Source organism: Streptomyces sp. CY-1, assembly GCF_047218265.1.
In the GTDB taxonomy this organism is placed as follows: Bacteria; Actinomycetota; Actinomycetes; order Streptomycetales; family Streptomycetaceae; genus Streptomyces; species Streptomyces niphimycinicus.
Window position 1 is genome coordinate 5,846,791 of the sequence record NZ_CP178393.1, and the last position, 17,383, is coordinate 5,864,173.

Annotated in this window: 23 protein-coding genes; 14 read left to right on the top strand and 9 right to left on the bottom strand. The window is 69.6% G+C overall.

The features are described 5' to 3' along the window. The first annotated feature begins 212 nt into the window (after window positions 1-212). The 8 genes from ACK1X7_RS25170 (at window position 213) to ACK1X7_RS25205 (ending at window position 4,192) form a co-directional block, all read left to right on the top strand. Window positions 213-698, top strand: a complete 486-nt coding sequence (locus ACK1X7_RS25170; RefSeq protein ID WP_385146491.1) for an Asp23/Gls24 family envelope stress response protein — start codon at window positions 213-215, stop codon at window positions 696-698. Between the two features lie 79 nt (window positions 699-777). Further along, window positions 778-1,038 carry a hypothetical protein gene (locus ACK1X7_RS25175; RefSeq protein ID WP_385146489.1) on the top strand — a complete coding sequence of 87 codons (261 nt, stop codon included), beginning with the start codon at window positions 778-780 and terminating at the stop codon, window positions 1,036-1,038. A gap of 155 nt (window positions 1,039-1,193) precedes the next feature. Beyond that, complete coding sequence (locus tag ACK1X7_RS25180; RefSeq protein ID WP_385146487.1) at window positions 1,194-1,454, top strand: hypothetical protein; 261 nt, start codon at window positions 1,194-1,196, stop codon at window positions 1,452-1,454. Between the two features lie 31 nt (window positions 1,455-1,485). Continuing rightward, window positions 1,486-2,184, top strand: a complete 699-nt coding sequence (locus ACK1X7_RS25185; protein WP_390793752.1) for a DUF6286 domain-containing protein — start codon at window positions 1,486-1,488, stop codon at window positions 2,182-2,184. A gap of 41 nt (window positions 2,185-2,225) precedes the next feature. Then, the gene (locus ACK1X7_RS25190) at window positions 2,226-2,825 is read left to right on the top strand and encodes an alkaline shock response membrane anchor protein AmaP (RefSeq protein ID WP_385146483.1); all 600 of its coding nucleotides are present in this window, start codon (window positions 2,226-2,228) and stop codon (window positions 2,823-2,825) included. Between the two features lie 108 nt (window positions 2,826-2,933). Then, on the top strand, window positions 2,934-3,089 hold the full coding sequence (locus ACK1X7_RS25195; protein WP_361498831.1) for a DUF6131 family protein: 156 nt from the start codon (window positions 2,934-2,936) through the stop codon (window positions 3,087-3,089). A 255-nt stretch (window positions 3,090-3,344) separates the two neighbouring features. After that, window positions 3,345-3,845: a DUF5994 family protein gene (locus tag ACK1X7_RS25200; RefSeq protein ID WP_361498829.1), complete on the top strand. Its 501-nt coding sequence runs from the start codon at window positions 3,345-3,347 to the stop codon at window positions 3,843-3,845. A gap of 86 nt (window positions 3,846-3,931) precedes the next feature. Beyond that, a complete protein-coding gene (locus tag ACK1X7_RS25205; protein WP_361498855.1) occupies window positions 3,932-4,192 on the top strand; it encodes a hypothetical protein in 261 nt (86 codons plus the stop codon). A 119-nt stretch (window positions 4,193-4,311) separates the two neighbouring features. On the opposite strand, the gene ACK1X7_RS25210 is transcribed toward ACK1X7_RS25205, so the two are convergent. From ACK1X7_RS25210 to ACK1X7_RS25225, 4 genes are all read right to left on the bottom strand, one after another. Further along, window positions 4,312-4,623 carry a DUF1684 domain-containing protein gene (locus tag ACK1X7_RS25210; RefSeq protein ID WP_413115672.1) on the bottom strand — a complete coding sequence of 104 codons (312 nt, stop codon included), beginning with the start codon at window positions 4,621-4,623 and terminating at the stop codon, window positions 4,312-4,314. Between the two features lie 66 nt (window positions 4,624-4,689). Then, window positions 4,690-5,775 (bottom strand): hypothetical protein, encoded by a 1,086-nt coding sequence (locus tag ACK1X7_RS25215; protein ID WP_385146481.1) that lies wholly within the window; start codon window positions 5,773-5,775, stop codon window positions 4,690-4,692. A gap of 84 nt (window positions 5,776-5,859) precedes the next feature. Next, entirely contained in the window at window positions 5,860-6,792 is a 933-nt protein-coding gene (locus ACK1X7_RS25220; protein WP_390793751.1) for a helix-turn-helix transcriptional regulator, read from the bottom strand. Window positions 6,793-7,052: 260 nt separating this feature from the next. After that, window positions 7,053-8,288, bottom strand: a complete 1,236-nt coding sequence (locus ACK1X7_RS25225; protein WP_413115673.1) for an FAD-dependent monooxygenase — start codon at window positions 8,286-8,288, stop codon at window positions 7,053-7,055. Between the two features lie 104 nt (window positions 8,289-8,392). Between ACK1X7_RS25225 and ACK1X7_RS25230 the strand changes: the two genes are divergently transcribed. Beyond that, window positions 8,393-9,013, top strand: coding sequence for a PadR family transcriptional regulator (locus ACK1X7_RS25230; protein ID WP_385146475.1), 621 nt, complete (start codon window positions 8,393-8,395; stop codon window positions 9,011-9,013). A 17-nt stretch (window positions 9,014-9,030) separates the two neighbouring features. On the opposite strand, the gene ACK1X7_RS25235 is transcribed toward ACK1X7_RS25230, so the two are convergent. The 3 genes from ACK1X7_RS25235 to ACK1X7_RS25245 all read right to left on the bottom strand — a co-directional run bounded on the left by ACK1X7_RS25235 (window position 9,031) and on the right by ACK1X7_RS25245 (window position 10,100). Further along, a complete protein-coding gene (locus ACK1X7_RS25235) occupies window positions 9,031-9,474 on the bottom strand; it encodes a PIN domain-containing protein (RefSeq protein ID WP_385146473.1) in 444 nt (147 codons plus the stop codon). After that, complete coding sequence (locus ACK1X7_RS25240; protein WP_385146471.1) at window positions 9,471-9,731, bottom strand: CopG family transcriptional regulator; 261 nt, start codon at window positions 9,729-9,731, stop codon at window positions 9,471-9,473. The genes ACK1X7_RS25235 and ACK1X7_RS25240 overlap by 4 nt, the downstream gene beginning before the upstream one ends. A gap of 69 nt (window positions 9,732-9,800) precedes the next feature. Further along, a complete protein-coding gene (locus tag ACK1X7_RS25245) occupies window positions 9,801-10,100 on the bottom strand; it encodes a hypothetical protein (protein WP_385146469.1) in 300 nt (99 codons plus the stop codon). Between the two features lie 54 nt (window positions 10,101-10,154). Between ACK1X7_RS25245 and ACK1X7_RS25250 the strand changes: the two genes are divergently transcribed. After that, the gene (locus ACK1X7_RS25250; protein WP_390793750.1) at window positions 10,155-10,886 is read left to right on the top strand and encodes a MerR family transcriptional regulator; all 732 of its coding nucleotides are present in this window, start codon (window positions 10,155-10,157) and stop codon (window positions 10,884-10,886) included. A gap of 68 nt (window positions 10,887-10,954) precedes the next feature. Here ACK1X7_RS25250 and ACK1X7_RS25255 read toward each other — a convergent pair whose 3' ends face one another. Next, window positions 10,955-11,620, bottom strand: coding sequence for a DUF1707 SHOCT-like domain-containing protein (locus tag ACK1X7_RS25255; RefSeq protein ID WP_390793749.1), 666 nt, complete (start codon window positions 11,618-11,620; stop codon window positions 10,955-10,957). A gap of 168 nt (window positions 11,621-11,788) precedes the next feature. Next, on the bottom strand, window positions 11,789-12,532 hold the full coding sequence (locus ACK1X7_RS25260) for a helix-turn-helix domain-containing protein (RefSeq protein WP_385146463.1): 744 nt from the start codon (window positions 12,530-12,532) through the stop codon (window positions 11,789-11,791). Window positions 12,533-12,767: 235 nt separating this feature from the next. On the opposite strand from ACK1X7_RS25260, the gene ACK1X7_RS25265 reads away from it, so the two are divergent. From ACK1X7_RS25265 to ACK1X7_RS25280, 4 genes are all read left to right on the top strand, one after another. Continuing rightward, window positions 12,768-13,430, top strand: coding sequence for a DUF4097 family beta strand repeat-containing protein (locus ACK1X7_RS25265; protein ID WP_385146461.1), 663 nt, complete (start codon window positions 12,768-12,770; stop codon window positions 13,428-13,430). Window positions 13,431-13,459: 29 nt separating this feature from the next. Then, window positions 13,460-14,479 carry an ATP-binding cassette domain-containing protein gene (locus ACK1X7_RS25270; RefSeq protein ID WP_413115674.1) on the top strand — a complete coding sequence of 340 codons (1,020 nt, stop codon included), beginning with the start codon at window positions 13,460-13,462 and terminating at the stop codon, window positions 14,477-14,479. After that, entirely contained in the window at window positions 14,476-15,267 is a 792-nt protein-coding gene (locus tag ACK1X7_RS25275) for an ABC transporter permease (protein WP_216340701.1), read from the top strand. Before ACK1X7_RS25270 ends, ACK1X7_RS25275 begins: the two co-directional genes overlap by 4 nt. Before the next feature lie 130 nt (window positions 15,268-15,397). Continuing rightward, window positions 15,398-17,371: an APC family permease gene (locus ACK1X7_RS25280; RefSeq protein WP_385146457.1), complete on the top strand. Its 1,974-nt coding sequence runs from the start codon at window positions 15,398-15,400 to the stop codon at window positions 17,369-17,371. Window positions 17,372-17,383: the final 12 nt, after the last annotated feature.

The window sequence follows — 17,383 nt, forward strand, 5'->3', positions numbered from 1 at the left end:
GCATCCACTGTTCGCTTCCCACACAGATTCGCGTCCTGGACGGCGTCGCGGCGGCTCCCACCCAGTCCGCCTGATGACGGCGGTCCGAGCGAGCCCTCATAGCCAGACTACGTGACGTACACCACAGAAGAGCGTGACGATTTCTGCCCTTTTGTGTCCATTCTTATGACGGGCGCTGATCCGGCGTCCGTCTCCCCCGCAAGGAGAACGTCATGACGGACACGACGCCCCGCCCGGGCACTGAAAGGCACTGGTCTGCCGATGAGGCAACGGCACAGCGCACCCCGAAGCACAGCCTCGACGCACCGGACAGCCGCGGGCGGACCACGATCGCGGACACCGTCGCGGAGAAGATCGCCGGAATGGCGACCCGCGAGGTCCCGGGCATCCACAACCTCGGCTCCGGCATGGCGCGGACCATCGGGGGCGTCCGTGAGCGGATGCCCGGCGGCCAGCCCAGCATCACCCGCGGTGTACACGTCGAGGTGGGCGAGCACCAGACGGCTGTGGACCTGGACGTGGTCATCGACTACGGATTCCCCATCGTCGACGTCGCCGCGGATGTCCGCACCAATGTCATCGCGGCCGTGGAACGCATGACCGGTCTGGAGGTCGTCGAGGTGAACGTGGCCGTCGACGATATCCACCTGCCGGAGGACGAGGACGAAGGCGAAAGCGACGAACACCGGGTGGAGTGATCTCCCCGGCCCCTGCCCCTGCCGTGCGGCCGCACCGCGCACGGGAAGGAGGCGACCACATGAGACTGGTGAATGAACGATGAACACAACTGTGGTGGGACTCCTGACCGGCCTGACACTGGGTTTCGCCGGTTACTTCGGCGGCTTCGGGGCTTTCATCGTGGTCGCGGCCCTGGGCTTGGTGGGCCTGATCGTCGGCCACCTGGCACGCGGCGATGTCCATGTCACCGACTACGTACGCACCCGCGAAGGCGATGGACACCGGGCGGAGACCTTCCAGCGCCGTCGGAGCAGCCACGGACCCACCTCCGGCACCGAGCACAGGGGGCGTGTGCGGTGAGCGCCCAGCCCCCGTCGCGTCCCCTCCGAGGCGGTCCGGGAAGCGGCGAGCGCACGGGCAGATCCCCCCTCCCGTCGCCTGCCCGGCGCGGCGCGACACTCATCCCCGACACCGTGGTGGCCCGCATCTCGGTCCGGGCGGCACACGAAGCCCTCATGCGGCAAGGAGGGGCGCCTCCCTCGCGGCTCGGCCTGGGAACACCCCGCACCACGGCCACCGTGCACGACGGCTCGGTCCGCCTCGGTGTCTCCTTGGAGCTGCCCTATCCCGTCGACATCGCCCGCGCCGGCGGCGAGATTCGGCACTACATCGCCGAACGGGTGTCCCACCTGACCGGCCTGCGGATCGACGGCATCACCGTGTCCGTCCAGCGACTCGTCGCCGGTCGAAGCCTGCGGCCGGGACGAGTCGAATGACCCGGCGGCACGCGCCCGCGACAGGAGGACCATGACTTCCCACACCCCGAACACCCCGCCGGACCCCGGCGGCGATCCCTCTCGACCGCGGCCGGACACCACGGCGGCTCCGGACGGGAACACGCCGCACCACGATCCGCCGTCCGTTGAACCGCCGCCTCGACAGACAGCGCGGGAAGAACGGTCCCCCCGCCCCTGGGGAACGCGCCGGGCCGCGGCCGGCCTGACCGCCGCACTGATCGTGCTCGGAGCGGGCGTGCTGCTCTTCGAAGCGGTCTGGATAGGCACCGAACACCGGGCCACTGCCTGGTGGACACGGTTGACCCACGAACTCGCCACCCGCCCGGTGGACGACGTCTGGGTCCTCACCGGCGCCGCCGTCGCAACCGCCCTCGGCCTGTGGCTGATCGTCCTGGCCCTCACCCCCGGCCTGCGTCCCCAATTGCCGTTGCGGGTCCCCACCGACGGCCACGGCCGGATGCGTGCCGTGCTCGACCGCAAGGGCGCAGCGCTGATCCTGCGCGACGCCGCCCTGCGTGTCCCCGGGGTCAGCGCGGCGCGAGTGAGGGTGCGCCGCCGCCGGGTCACCGTCCGTGCCGACGTTCGCTTCCGCGACACGGCCGACGTCAAGGACGAACTCACCGACGCCGTCCGGCGCGAGGAGCGCGACCAACTCGCCCTGGCCCGGACCCCGCGCCTGGCGGTCCGCATACGCCGGAGCCCGACCTGACGGTCGTGGCGCCAGGGCCCCGATGCGCACCGGAGAAGACGATGAGGGAACACACCACGACCAACCGCGTGCTTCTGGCCCTGCTCGGACTCGTACTACTGGGCGGCGGCCTCCTGGTGCTCGCCGGCGGCGCCGACATCTACCGTCGCCTGCACCTCACACCGCCCGCCGGCTGGCCGCTCACCACTCCGCACAACGTCCTGATCCCGCGTGCCGACCAGATCCGGTGGACCGTCCAGGACTGGTGGTGGCTGTCCGCCATCGCGGCACTGACCCTGCTCATGCTGCTCGCCCTGTGGTGGCTGCTGTCCCAGCCCCGGCGACGGCACTCCCGCCGACTGTTCGTCGGACACGCCCCCCGGGAAACCGTGACGGTCAACGACCACGCGCTGCGCGACGCCCTCACCACCGACCTCGACGCGCTGCCCGGCGTCCGGCGGGCCCGGGCACGCTTCCTCGGGCCTCCCACTCGCCCGCGGGCCCGTATCGGCCTCACCCTCAGCCCCGGCAACACTCCGGACCACGTACTGGAGGACCTGCGCGACGCCACCGAACGAGCCCGCCAATCGGCTGGTTGGGACCGCCTCCCCACGGATGTCCGCCTGGGCGTCGCCCGCCACGGCCCGCACCGCGCCGAATGACGTCAGGTCCGGCGCCGCCCCCTCGCAGCAGTGAGGGAACGAGTTGGCGTGGTGCCTGATTCGGGACGACAGTGGAAAGAGAGCGTTCCCGGAAGATCGGAGGACTCCATGATCGTCCTCGGGATCATTCTCCTCGTCGTCGGCTTTCTTACCGGCATTGCCATCCTGTGGACCATTGGAATCATCATCCTCGTCATCGGAGCGATCCTCTGGGTCCTTGGCGCCGTCGGGCACGCAGTCGGTGGGCGTCGGCACTACTGGTAGCAGGGCGGCACCGCTGTTCGACCCCGCCTGGGACAGGCGCGGGCGCATGAGGCATCAAGACGCACGATCCGGTCGTCGATGATCAGCCGTGTCGGCAGTTCTTCCCAGTGCATCGGAGACCAGGCCGACGCACACGACGGGCAGTACAGTGAGAACACCGGGAGTACTTCGCACACCGGCTTCCACGCGGGTGTCGTTCTCGGCGAGCGACAACACCGGGACGTCGCAAGACGCGCCCGGGGACAGGTCCGCGCCATGACCATGGCCATCGACCGTACGACCCCTGATGAGCGCGTGCCCTCCCCACCGGCCCGCCTGTCACTGACGCCGACCAGCCCGGTTCCAGGTCTTCTGGACGGTGCGTGGTGGCCTCGCTCCCGCGATCTCCTCCGCGAGCTGCCCGCCCTGACGGACGTGCTGGACGCACGCTGGGGCCGGATCACGCGCATCTCCGTGAACCCGGCCCACTGGCCCGTGATCCCGCGCAAGGTGCCTGCGACCGGGCACACGGTGAAGGTGGGCTGGTTCACCGATGAGCAGGACCCGCACAAGGTGATTCTGCTCTCCTACACGACGGGCCGCTGGGATCTTCTGGTGATCCCGCCGGAGACGAGTGCGGCAGCCGCCGCCCGGCTGATGTCCGCCGCAGCCACCGTCGGCGCCCTCCTCACCGCGAGCAGTCTGATGGCGAGCGAGACCGCCACCCATGCCCCCGCCCCCTCCTCGCCCCCAACACCGCGACGGGGCCGCGAATGACCCATGACCTTCTCCTGACCTGGGCCGGTGGGCACGACGCGAGGGCCCGCGCCCACCGCCACCTCTTCCTGATGAACGAGGTCACCATGCAGCCACCGGAATCAGCCTCGGGAGGGCGCGCCGAGGTGCGTATTGTCGCCGCGTGCCCCGAGGTCGCCCGCCAGGTCGCGGAAGTGCTCCGTCGTTGCTTCGCCGGCACCGAACAGCGGAGCTACCCGGCCGGCGCGGACGGCGGAACCCTCCTCCAGCTCACCGTGGACACCACGCACACGGCAGAGCCGGCGCGGTCCTGGCTGGTGGCAAGTCGGTCCTCCGGGCAAGACCCCGCGCAGACGGACCACGCCTGAAGGGGTTCAGGGCGCCGCCGGCCCGCGTCGGCGCCCGGCGGAAGAACTTCCGGACCCGAAAAGTCTCCGATGCCGGAAAAGCGCACCAGACATAACATGGTGAGTGGGCCGGTGCACTCTCACGTGCGACCGACCCGAAAGGGCGGCCCCGGTGTTTCCGCGCCGGGGCCGTTGTTCCGACGCCGGCGCAACGCCACGGAGCCGGGGAATTCCTGGAGGACGGCCAGGACGTATTCGGCGCCGTCGATGGTCACGACCAGGTCGACGGGGGCAAGGATGGCCTCGGTACTGCGTGGGACGGTCAGCCGGGGCACCTCGATACGGCGGCCTTCGGGAGCGGCGCGGTATTGGCCTTCGAACACCCAGGCAGGGTCGTAGGGGAAGGTGTCGATGCCGCTGAGGCCGGTGCGCTCGACGCGGCCTTGGTCCATGACGACCAGACCGTAGGAGCCGTCTGCGCCGCCGGCGAACGGGTCGTCCGGGGAACGGCTGCCGGCTCAATCGGTCTTGACGGGGGTCAGGCCGAAGCCGTCGTTGGGCTTGCCCGCAAGGAGGTCTGCCAGCCCGCCGCTGAGCGCGTACGTCGTCCCGTCCGGTCCCGCGGTCACGTCGCTGGTGACGGGGTCCTCGACGGTGTCGGTGACCTTCACCGTGGCCTTCTTCCAGCCGTCGCGGGGCTCAACGCGCTGGATCTGGGCGGGCTTGCCGGTCAGCAGACCGCTGCTGACCGCCGTGATCGAGCCGTCCTTCAGGAGCCGCATGCCGGCCGTGGGGGACCCCAGTGGCGCGGAGAGCTTCACCTTCTGCGCCTTTTCGGGATGTTTGACGGGCACCCGTACCAGGGAGCCGTCGGCCATGGCGATGATCAGATGGTTTCCCTCCACCCACTCCACCGCTGACATCCCCACGTCGTTCAGGAAGTCGGGAATGTCAAGCGTGCCCTTGAGCAGGTCGTTCCGCAGGAGTACCGAGGCGTTGCCCTTGCGGTCGACGCGGAACACCGTCGGGGTCAGTTCGTCGACGGCGTACGCGGTGCCGTCGGGCGCCACCGTCACGTCGGAGATCAGGTGCTTCTTGCCGTCCAGGGCGACCGCGGTCAGATCGACGCACCAGTCCTGCTTCCCGCTCTTCAGGTCGTAGCTGCCCACACCGGCTACGCGGAAGGGGGCGTCCTTCTTGGAACGGTCGGCAGTGCCGTAGTCCACATTGCTGACCAGGACGCGGTCCCGGTCCCGTTCGCGGTCGACGCGGATGGCCTGCGCCGACACCAATTGCGGGTCGTCGATGAAGGTGCGCACCTTTCCGTCAGGACTGACGGCGGAGACCGTGCCGTGCTTCAGCGAGCCGGCGAGGAACGTGTTCGACCGCGCGTCGAAGTCCAGCGAGTGCGGGAACACATTCGAGCCGTCGGCCTTGATGACGCCGGGCGTCTTCTGCTTGGCCTGCTCGGTCCGGGGCTGCTCCGCGCCGGATCCGGAGCCGGATCCGGCAGCGGAACCGTTCGCGGCCAGCGCCGTCCCGGTGGCCACGGCGGCGACAAGTGCCGCGCCCGCGATGGCGATCTTCAGCTTCGTCTTCTTCATTGTCGTCCTTGTTCCTCGGGAGGGTTGGGGCCGGTGTGTACTGCGGTGACCTGGGCCGGACGGCCTGACGGCCGGACGGCGGGGTCAGGAGTGTGCGGAAGGAACGACCCGTGCGGGGGTGCCAACGGCGGGGCGGGCGGCTGCCGGCATGTCCGTGACGGGCTGGAGGGTCTGGTTGAGCAATCGCAGTGCCGCCTGGGCGGCGGAGCCGGGCGCCGCCGTCGTCACCACCACCCGGATCCCCTGCCCGCGGGGCACCGGGAGCGAGTGCTGAAGCACGTCCAGCTCCCCGACCGTCGGATGGCGCATCCGGTACTCGGCCATGTCCCAGCCGCGCACCCGGTGCTCGGCCCACAGCGTGGCGAACTGCGGGCTGCGCATGGTCAATTCGCCGATGAGGGAGGCCAGATGCGGGTCGTCCGGGTATTCGCCGACCGCCTGCCGCAGCTTGCCCACCACATCCCGTGCCTTCCTGGGCCAGTCCACGTACAGGTCCCGCGTGTGGGCGTCCAGGAATACCAGCCGGGCGGTGTTGGGCCGCGTGGCCGCTTGATCCGGGCTGTCCGGGGCCAGGTGCCCGGCGAACAACGCATGCCCGGCGCGGTTCCACATCAGGATGTCCGAGCGCCGGCCCAGGACGACCACGGGTGAGTCCCCGAAGGCATCGACCAGTTGGCGCACCGCCGCGGTGACCCGCTCGGCGGGGAGCCGGCGGCGGCTCTGCCGGGCATCACCGGACAAGGTGTGCAGGTGGCGCCGCTCCGCGTCATCCAGCCGCAGAGCCGTGGCCAGCGCGTCGAGGACCTGCGGCGAGGCGTTGAGCGACAGCCCCTGCTCCAGCCGGATGTAGTAGGCCACGCTGACGCCGGCCAACTGGGCCAGTTCCTCACGCCGCAGCCCCGGCACCCGCCGCCGGTCCCCGTAGTCCGGCAACCCCACGTCCACCGGCTTCAACTGAGCCCGGCGCCCGGACAGGAACTCACCGAGGAGGGATTTGCCGTGCGCTGTCTCGTCCATGCGACCGAGTATGGACAGGCTCTCTCCTTCTAGCCTGCCCCTGCGAGTAGCAGGCGCGGAGCCGCCGAGCACGTGGCGCTCGAGGAGGCGGGACGCCCCTCACGGGAATCGCCGCGGCGCGTGCCGCCGGTGCGTGCCGCCGGTGCGAGACGGCGCCGGCCCGTTCCTCACGGCCGGTTCGTGGCGTCGTCGTGGACCACCCGGAGCGTCCGCGGCACGGGCGGATTTCCCGGTTTCCGGTTTCCGGTTTCCGGTTCCCGTCAGGCCGTGGTGCTGAGCGGCCCATTCGCCCCCGCGTTCACCTTCGCCTCCCACTCGATGCGATGGAAGTGGAGCGGGCGGAGCAACTCCTCGGGGCTGGGAAACGCCGACGCGAGAGCGTCGCTCTTGCCGGACTTGACCTTGTTGACGGCCGCGGCATTGCGGCCGATCGCCTCCACCCGTGGGCGGCGCAGGGCCTCGTAGGCGGCGAACGCCTCGCCTGGCGTGGGCAGATCGCGCAGGCAGCGGGCCAGTTCGACCGCGCTCTCGATGGCGAGCGAGGCACCCTGTCCGGAGCTGGAGGACGGGGCGTGCACCGAGTCTCCGACCAGCACCATCCGGCCGCGGTACCAGTGCGGTACGGGCGGCATGCGCTCCATCCGGCCAACCACCATCAGATCGTCGGGGCTGGTGTGCCGCAGCAGCCGCTCACCCGGGACATGACCGGTGTACAGATCTCGTAGCCGGCTCAGCCACTCGGCGTTGGGGACGCGCACAAGGTCGGCCGGGCTCGGCGGGGTGTCCGTGGGCAGGCCGGCGAACCAGATCAGCCGCCCGTCCGGGCCCTGCCAGTAGCCCATGAAGGCGCGGCCGAACGCGAAGTACATGGTGCCCGGTTCGGCTCCGGCCTCATTGCCCACGGCCTCATTGCCCACGGTCGCGTAGCCGCCGAAGCTCAGCACGCCGCCGTACTCGGGAGCGGGTGACCGCGGGTCGATCACCGTGCGAACGGTGGAGTGGATGCCGTCGGCACCGATCAGTATGTCGGCGGTCGCGGAGGTCTTGTCGGCGAAGTGGGCGGTGACACCGTCGGGCGCCTCCTCGACAGCGACCAGCCGCTTGCCGTACGCGAACCGGACGCCCGCGGCGACCGCGTGGTCGGTCAGCGCCCGGAACAGCCAGTCGCGCGGCAGCGTGAGCGTGGCGGGCAGTTCTGGGAATCCGCCGAAGCGGGCGAGGTGATTGCCGTCCCCATCCGCCATCACCATGCCGGGCACCGACTGCCCGACGGCCTTCACCGCCGCGTCGGCACCGACGGTCGCCAGCGCCGCCTGGCCGTTCGGCGCCAGACCCAGCCAGGCTCCCACGCCGTCCGCCGCGCTGGGATACGCCTCGTAGACCGTCGCCGCGATGCCTGCCCTGCGCAGTGCGAGCGCCGTCACCGGGCCCGCCACACCGCCCCCGATGACCAGTGCTGTCCGTACGCCGGAGCCGCGGCCGCGGTTGTCGCTCATAACCCCTCCCGTGGGTCACGTGGATGCGTCGGGTGAACGCCGAGCCATAGTTTCAAAGCTACTAGTAGAAATGCAACTAGTCGCTCTTTGTCTACGATGCCCGTATGACCGCCTCCGTGAAAAGCTCACCGCTCGGACTGGCCGTGCTGGCGCTGCTGCACTATCGGCCCCTGCACCCCTACGGCATCCAGCAACTGCTCAAGCAGTGGGGCAAGGAGCAGGTGGTCAACGTCGGCCAGCGGGCCGGGCTGTATCGCACCATCGAGCGGCTACAGGCCGGCGGGCTGATCGCCGTCCGGCAGACCGAGCGCGACCAGCAATACCCCGAGCGGACCGTCTATGAGGTCACCGAGGAGGGCCGGGCGGTCACCCGCGAGTGGCTGGAGCAGATGCTGGCGGTACCCAAGACGGAGTTCCCCGTGTTCCCGGCGGCCCTGTCGAACATGCTCCTGCTCAGCCCGGACGAGGCGGCACCGATCCTGGAACGACGGGCAGCAGGACTCGCGGCCCAACGTGCCGAACTGGCGCGCCAGTCCGCCGAGGCCGCGACCGGACTGCCGCGCATCACGCTGATCGAGAACGAATACCTGCTCGCCGTCCTCGACACCGAGGAACGCTGGCTGCGGGGGGTGATCAGCGATCTGCGGGACGGCAGCCTGACCTGGTCCCCGGAGATGCTGGCAGCGTTCCAGGAGGCGTCCGCATCAGGTTCGGCTGCGAGCTGACGAGGGCGGTCCGGACTTCAGAGGGGGAGATCGTCGGGCAGCACGCGAAATGCCTTGTGATGGCCGAGGGGACGTACGGCACGGAAGTCTCGGCGGTCCAGGGTGAGAATCGCGTCGGTGTCGTAGTCGGCCGCCAGAGCGACGTTCACCACGTCGGTGAGATCAAGGTCGAGTGCCCGGTAGCGGGATCGGACGGTCTGAGCGATGCCGAGGTGCCCCTCGGTGATCTCGGGTACGGATACCCGGCCGCGGCGCATCCAGCCCCGGATGTCGTCGATCGCACTGACCGCGGCCTCACGCCCCAGTTCGCGGGTGGCTACGTGATCGAGTTCAGCGAGCAGCAATGGCGACATGACGAGCAGCCCGGCAGCCATGATCGCCTCTTGCGCCGCTACGTGCTCCGGGTGCGCGGAATCGAGCGCGGCCAGCAGGCCGGAGGTGTCGGCGATGACGATGATCACGCAGCGGTTCCCGAACCGGTTTCGCACTGAGCGGCATCGGCGACGACATCACGGACCTCGTCCTTGGCGAGAGTGCGCCCGGGGCCGGCGAAGGTGCGGGAGAACAACGGCTCGTCCCATACGCGATTGGCCATCGCGGCGAGATGGATGCCCTGCCGGATGATCTCGGCCTCACTGATGCCGCGGCGCTTGGCCGCGTCCTTGATGATGGCGAGGTCTTCCGGGTCGGCGTAGACGTTGGTGCGCTTCATAGGCATGTACCAAGCGTAACCCATGTACCAGGTAGGTGTATGTTTACGGTTGCCCGCTCCATGTAAAGGTGCAGGTCACGGGCCCGGGTAAGCCTCATGTCCGTCGGCCGGTGCCTTCAACAGCCGGGCCAGCTCGTGCCCGGCCTCGTCGTATCCGGCGTCGGCGATCCGTTGCAGTTCGCGCAGGTCGCCGGTGGCCGCGGCGCGGCGGGTGAGCAGGAATCCGGCGTGTGCGGACCCCTCGTCCAGCAGCTCGCTCAGTTCGCCGAGGTCGCCGGCCGCCTCGGCGAGGTCGGCGAGCCGGTCCAAAGCGGTCTCGTTGCCCTGATCGGCCAGCTCGCGCAGGGTCTCCCGGTCGAAATTCAGGTGCGTCATGACGCCATGCTGCAACCCTGCCCCAGGGGAAGGGTCAAGTGGAACGATGGCCGGGTGATCACCATCGGGCAGTTGGCCGGGTACGTCGGGGTGTCGGTCAAGACCATCCGCGTCTATCACGACAAGGGGCTGTTCCCCGAGCCCGAGCGCGATGCGTCCGGGTATCGGCGGTACGGCGCGAACGACGCCATCGAGCTGATCAAGATCCGTACCCTCGCCGAAGCCGGTGTCCCCCTGGCTCGGATCCGGGACTTGAGATCAGCGACCGATGAAGAGTTTCAGCAGGCGCTGCGGGAGATCGACGACGAGCTGACCGCCCGCATCCATGGCCTGCGGGCGACGCAGGGGCGTCTGCACCAGCTCGCCGCCGGGAAGCTGTCACCGCTGCCCGGCGAGGTCGGTTCCCATCTGAAGCGCCTCGCCCAGTGGGGATTCACGCCTCGGTGGGTGGAGCTGCAACGCGACCTGTGGATCCTCGTGTTCGCCACCCATCCGGACCGCGCGATCACGCTCTTCCACGACCAGGCCGGGGCCCTGGCCGACCCGGCGCTGCGGCAGCTCTTCCTCGACTACGACCACGCGCACGATCTGAACGCCGACGATCCCCACCTCGACGACCTCGCCCGCCGGATCGCCTCGGCGACCCGGGAACGCTACGGCCCCGACGAACTGCCCGAGCTGGACGCGGCCTCCGCGATTCCCGCCCTCATCCAGAGCACGGTCAATGCCTCGTCCCCGGCATGGCAGCGGCTCGACGCGCTCATTCGCGCACAACTGAACGCATGACTGGACGTATGACCGAACGCGTGACTCGACGCATGGCCCGCCGCAGGCCAGCCAGACCAGGCGTGGCGTCAATCACCTGCGGGAAGGGACGGGGGCCTGCGCAGCAGCCACTGTCCGAACGTCCGGCGCGCGGGCCGCACCACTACGCGGCCGTGGGCCTTCAGACCGACCAACTCCACGCGCAGGGTGACCGGCACATCAGGATTCGCGGGAGTCCGACGGTATTTGACACTGCTGTGCACCAGCCGCAGCTCATCGGTGTCGACCACGACGCCCGGCCTCGTGATCAGCTTCAGGGTCTTGCCCGTCATGGCCACGTCGATCCGCAAGGTGTCGTGCGTGATCACGGCGTCCGTGAAGTCGAGCGTCACCTTGCAGTACGTCACGGCGAGTTCCAGCCGCCGCGGCACCACCCAGTGCCCCGCGCGCTCGACCGCGCCGCTGTGGACCTGTTCGATCCGGACTACGTCCTTGGCCTCAACTCCAGCCATGCCGCCGCCCGTAGCAGCCGATACGGGCGGCAGGTCGGCGGTGAGGACGGCCAGTTCGCCCAGGGTCCGCGCCGACAGGGCGGCTTCCAGGCGCTCGTCCAACTCGTCCGCGGTCAGCAGGCCGTCCCCCGCCGCGATACGCAGCACATCCACCACCCGGTCCCGGTCCGCATGAGAGGCCCGCAGCTCGGGCGACGAGCCGGGGCCGGAGTGCTCCCCGGCGGGCGAGATCTCTCCCGACATGCTTCCGTCCTGGTCCTGGTCCTGGTTCTAGTCCTGACGAACGTCTCCGCCGTCTCCGCCGTCTCCGCGCGATGGAGACAGCGGCGCGAGTGGAAGGCTAGCGCTAACGCTATATCGCGATACAGATCCGGGCCAAGCCCCATACGGAGAGGGGATGGTGAGCGTCGATCACGGTGTGGCAGGGCCGTCCGGGGGCGCTTCGGCGCTCGTGTAGAGGATGTCGCGGGCCTGTTCCGTGGCGCGGGCGAGGCTTTCGGCGACGAAGTCGAGGAAGCGGGCCACGTTCTCCAGGCGGACGGCGGCCGGGGTGCCGGGGCCGAGGATGCCGACGCCCTGGCGTGAGATCTCGACCTGCTGGGTGAGGGCGCGGACGCTGGCGGCCATCGACTGGTACCAGAGGTTGTGGTCGATGACGTAGCGCTCCCGGCGGCGTTCGTCGCGTTCCCTGCGGACGAGGGCCTGGCTCTCCAGGAAGCTGATCGATTTGGAGATGGACGCCGGGCTGACCTGAAGGCGCTGGACCAGTTCGGCGGCGGTCATGCTGCCGGAATCGGTGGTCAGGAGGCAGACCATCACCCGCGCCATCATCTTGTTGGACAGGCCCGATTGCATCATGACGGCGGTGAACCGCTCTTCGTACTCGGCCACGGCCTCGGGGTCGCGTCCATGCGGCAGGGCGGCCGGCTCCGCCCCCCGGGACGAGGCGGGCGTGCGCCGGTGGGCGCGGCGTTCGGTGGCGCGGTGGGCCAGCTCCGCGCGATAGCCGGTGGGGCCGCCGTTGCGCATCACCTCACGCGTGATCGTCGAGGTCGGACGCTCCAGGCGGCGGGCGATCTCGGCGTAGGGGAGGTTGTCGGCCAGCCCCAGCGCGATCTGCTGACGGTCCTTCTGGGTGAGCCTGCCGCCCGGCATCGCGCCCTCCTTCGTGTTGTCCGATGGCGTTGTCCGATGGCCCAGCATAGCGTTCACTCGCAATCCATTGCAACGCTCGACGAGTCTTCGTTGCATTATGTTTCAGGGTCATCGCAACGATTACTCGGCTTCTACCTGCATTTATAGAGATTTGATGCAACGATTTCGTTGCCAACTCCTTGAACGCAACGTAGCTTTTCCAATGTCGGAAACAACGAGTCGCAAGGAGAGCACGATGCGCAAGTTCGAGACCCCCGCCCCGATCGCCGCCGTCCTGGACATCCCCGCGGGGCGGGTCCAGATCATCGCCGCCGATCGCGCCGACACCGCGGTCGAGATCCGGCCCACCAACGCCTCGAAGAGCCGCGATGTGCGGGCGGCGGAGCAGACCACCGTCGAGTACGCCGACGGAGCCCTGCGGATCGAGGTCCCGGTGAGCAACCAGTACCTCGGCCCCTCCGGATCCATCGAGGTGACCGTCCAACTCCCCGCCGGTTCCCGCGTCGAGGCGAAGGCGGCCAGCACCGAATTCCGGGCCGTCGGCCGCCTCGGCGACATCGTCTTCGAGGGTGCGTACCGCCATATCAAGATCGATGAGGCCGCGAGTGTCCGCCTCACCGCGGTCGACGGCGATGTCGAGGTCCGCCGCCTCAACGGACCCGCGGAGATCAGCACCGCGAGGGGTGACATCCGGATCGCCGAGGCCGTACGCGGCAAGGTCGTGCTGAGCACCCAGCAGGGCGACATCTCGGTCACCGCCGCCGCCGGGGTCTCGGCCTCCCTGGACGCCGGTACCTCCTACGGCCGCGTCAGCAACGGCCTCAAGAACGCGGGCACCGCCGAGCTCGACATCCACGCGACCACTTCCCGGGGCGACATCGCCGCCCGCAGCCTCTGACCCCGCGGCTTCCAGAAGGAGCACCTCTCATGACCAGCTTGGCCATCGCGGCGAACGGGCTGCGCAAGTCCTACGGCGACAAGGTCGTCCTCGACGGCATCGACCTGGCGGTGCCGGTCGGCACGGTCTTCTCCCTGCTCGGCCCGAACGGCGCCGGCAAGACCACCGCCGTCAAGATCCTCTCCACTCTCATCAGCGCCGACGGCGGCGACCTGCACGTCGCCGGTCACGACCTCGCCGCCGACCCGCAGGCGGTGCGGGCCGCGATCGGTGTCACCGGGCAGTTCTCCGCCGTCGACGGGCTGATCACCGGCGAGGAGAACATGCTCCTCATGGCGGATCTGCACCATCTCTCCAAGCGCGAGGGGCGGCGGGTCGCCGCCGAGCTGCTGGAGCGGTTCGACCTGGTCGAGGCCGCGAAGAAGCCCGCCGCCAGCTACTCCGGTGGTATGAAGCGCCGCCTGGACATCGCCATGACGCTGGTCGGCAGCCCGCGGATCATCTTCCTCGACGAGCCGACCACCGGCCTCGACCCGCGCAGCCGCCACAACATGTGGGGCATCATCCGTGAGTTGGTCTCCGACGGCGTCACCGTCTTCCTCACCACCCAGTACCTGGACGAGGCCGATGAACTCGCCGACCGCATCGCGGTGCTGAGCGACGGCAAGATCGCCGCCGAGGGCAGCGCCGACGAGCTGAAGCGGCTCATCCCCGGCGGGCATGTCCGGCTGCGCTTCACCGATCCGGCCGCCTACCAGTCCGCCTCCGCCGCCCTGCGCGAGGTGACACGGGACGACGAGGCACTGTCGCTGCACATCCCCAGCGACGGCAGCCAGCGTGAACTGCGCTCCATTCTCGACTGGCTGGACTCGGTCGGCGTCGAGGCCGACGAGCTGACCGTGCACACTCCCGACCTCGACGACGTGTTCTTCGCCCTGACCGGCCCGACCGACCCGACCGGCTCCACCGGCTCCACCAGCTCCACCAGCTCCACCAGCTCCACCGTGCCCGCCGCCCAGAGCGACCAGTCCAAGGAGACCGCCCGATGAGCGCCCTCTCTCTCGCCGTCCGCGACTCGGCCACGATGCTGCGCCGCAATCTCCTGCACGCCCGCCGCTACCCGTCGCTGACCCTGAACCTGCTGCTCACACCGGTCATGCTGCTCCTGCTCTTCGTCTACCTCTTCGGCGACACGATGAGCGCGGGCATCGCCGGCAGCGGCGCCGACCGCTCCGACTACATCGCCTACGTCGTCCCCGGCATCCTGCTGATGACCATCGGCTCCACGGTCATCGGGGCCGCGGTGTCCGTTGCCACCGACATGTCCGAGGGGATCGTCGCCCGCTTCCGCACCATGGCCATCCACCGCGGATCCGTGCTCATCGGGCACGTCATCGGCAGCGTGCTCCAGTCCATCGCCAGCGTGGTCCTCGTCGGCGCCATCGCCGTGGCCATCGGCTTCCGCTCCACGGACGCCACCGCCCTGGAGTGGCTGGCGGCGTTCGGACTGCTGGTGCTCTTCGCCCTGGCCCTCACCTGGATCGCGGTCGGGATGGGCATGGCCAGCCCGAACGCCGAAGCCGCCAGCAACAGCGCGATGCCGCTGATCCTGCTGCCGCTCATCTCCAGCGCCTTCATCCCGATCGACTCGATCCCGGGCTGGTTCCAGCCCATCGCCGAATACCAGCCGTTCACCCCGGCCATCGAGACCCTGCGCGGTCTGCTGCTGGGCACCGGAATCGGCCACAACGGGTGGCTCGCCCTCGGCTGGTCCATCGGCCTGACCGCGCTCGGCTACCGCTGGTCGACGGCGTCGTTCAAGCGCGACCCGAAGTAACCGGCTCCCGGAAGTCCGGGCATGCCACTGTGAGGCCCGGGGATGGCCCTGCCTACGGCCCTGCCTACCCTGATTCGGCCGATTCTTTTCGACGGCGTGTTCGGTATCGCGATCTGACCAGGAGTGCACCATGGCCACCTCCACCGATGTGGAGCCCCGCCCGGCGGAGGCCCCCACGGGAGGCCGTCTGCGGACCTGGCTGCTACAGGGCCTGTCCGATATGGCCAAACAGCAGCCCGGACCGCATGCCCAGGTCCCCGAGGGGCACCGGGGGCAGCGGTGGTGGCGGGTGATGTGCCTGACCGGAGTGGACTACTTCTCCACGCTCGGCTACCAGCCCGGCATCGCCGCCCTCGCCGCCGGGCTGCTGTCCCCCATCGCCACCGTCGTGCTGGTGGCCGTGACCCTGGCCGGGGCGCTGCCGGTGTACCGGCGGGTGGCCAAGGAGAGCCCGCATGGCGAGGGGTCGATCGCGATGCTGGAGCGGCTGCTGTCGTTCTGGAAGGGCAAGCTCTTCGTTCTGACGCTGCTGGGGTTCGCGGCCACCGACTTCCTGATCACCATCACCCTCTCGGCCGCCGACGCCTCCACCCACCTGGTGGAGAACCCGCACTTCACCAGCGCGCTGCACGGCCATGAGGTGCCGATCACGCTGGGGCTGGTGGCCCTTCTCGGCGCCGTCTTCCTCAAGGGCTTCATGGAGGCCATCGGGGTGGCGGTGGTGCTCGTCGGCGGCTACCTGGCACTGAACGCGGTCGTCGTGATCGTCGGGCTGTGGCATGTGGCCACCGCGTCCCACGTGGTCACCGACTGGTCGCAGGCGCTGACCGCCGAGCACAGCAATCCGCTGGTCATGGTCGGTCTGGCGCTGGTGGTCTTCCCCAAGCTGGCGCTCGGCCTGTCCGGTTTCGAGACCGGGGTGGCCGTCATGCCGCATGTGGACGGCGGCCCCGGCGACACCGAGGAGCGTCCCACCGGGCGGATCCGGGACACCCGGAAGCTGCTCACCACCGCCGCCGTGATCATGAGCGTCTTCCTGATCACCACGAGCTTCATCACCACCGTGCTCATCCCGCAGGACGAGTTCAAGGCGGGCGGCCAGGCCAATGGACGGGCTCTCGCCTATCTCGCGCACCACTACCTGGGCTCCGTCTTCGGCAGCGTCTACGACGCCGCGACCATCGGCATCCTGTGGTTCGCGGGCGCCTCGGCCATGGCCGGACTGCTCAACCTCATGCCCCGCTATCTGCCCCGCTACGGCATGGCCCCGCACTGGGCCCGCGCGGTGCGCCCCATGGTGCTCGTCTTCACCCTGATCGCCTTCCTGGTCACCTGGCTCTTCGACGCCGATGTGGACGCCCAGGGCGGTGCCTACGCCACCGGGGTGCTGGTCCTGATGACCTCCGCCGCGGTCGCCGTCACCATCGCCGCCCGCCGCGCCGGGCAGCGGGGCTGGACCATCGGCTTCGGCGTGATCTCGGTGGTCTTCGGCTACACCACGGCGGTCAACGTCGTGGAACGCCCCGACGGCGTCAAGATCGGCGCCTGTTTCATCGCCGGCATCATCGCGGTCTCCCTGCTGTCCCGGCTCGCCCGTGCCTTCGAGCTACGGGTCACCGACATGGATCTGGACGACCTGGCCGAGCGCTTCGTCCGCGACAGCGCCACCCGCCGCATACGGTTCATCGCCAACGAGCCGGACCGCCGGGACGTGGCCGAGTACCGCGACAAGACCCAGCAGATACGGGCCGACAACGACATCCCGGACGACGAGGATCTGATCTTCGTCGAGGTCACCGTCCGCGACCCGTCCGACTTCGAATCGGCGCTGCGTGTGCACGGCGAGGTGCTGCACGGCCGCTACCGCGTCCTGACCCTCGACGGCTCCAGCATCCCCAACTCGCTGGCCGCGCTGCTGCTGCACGTACGGGATGTGACCGGGTGCAGGCCGCATATCTACTTCGAGTGGACCGAGGGCAGCCCCTTCGCCCAGTTCCTGCGGTTCTTCCTGTTCGGCCAGGGAGAGGTCGCCCCCGTCACCCGGGAAGTGCTGCGCGAGGCCGAACCCGACCGGGCCCGGCGGCCCCACGTCCACGTCGGCTGAGTGCCGGGGTCC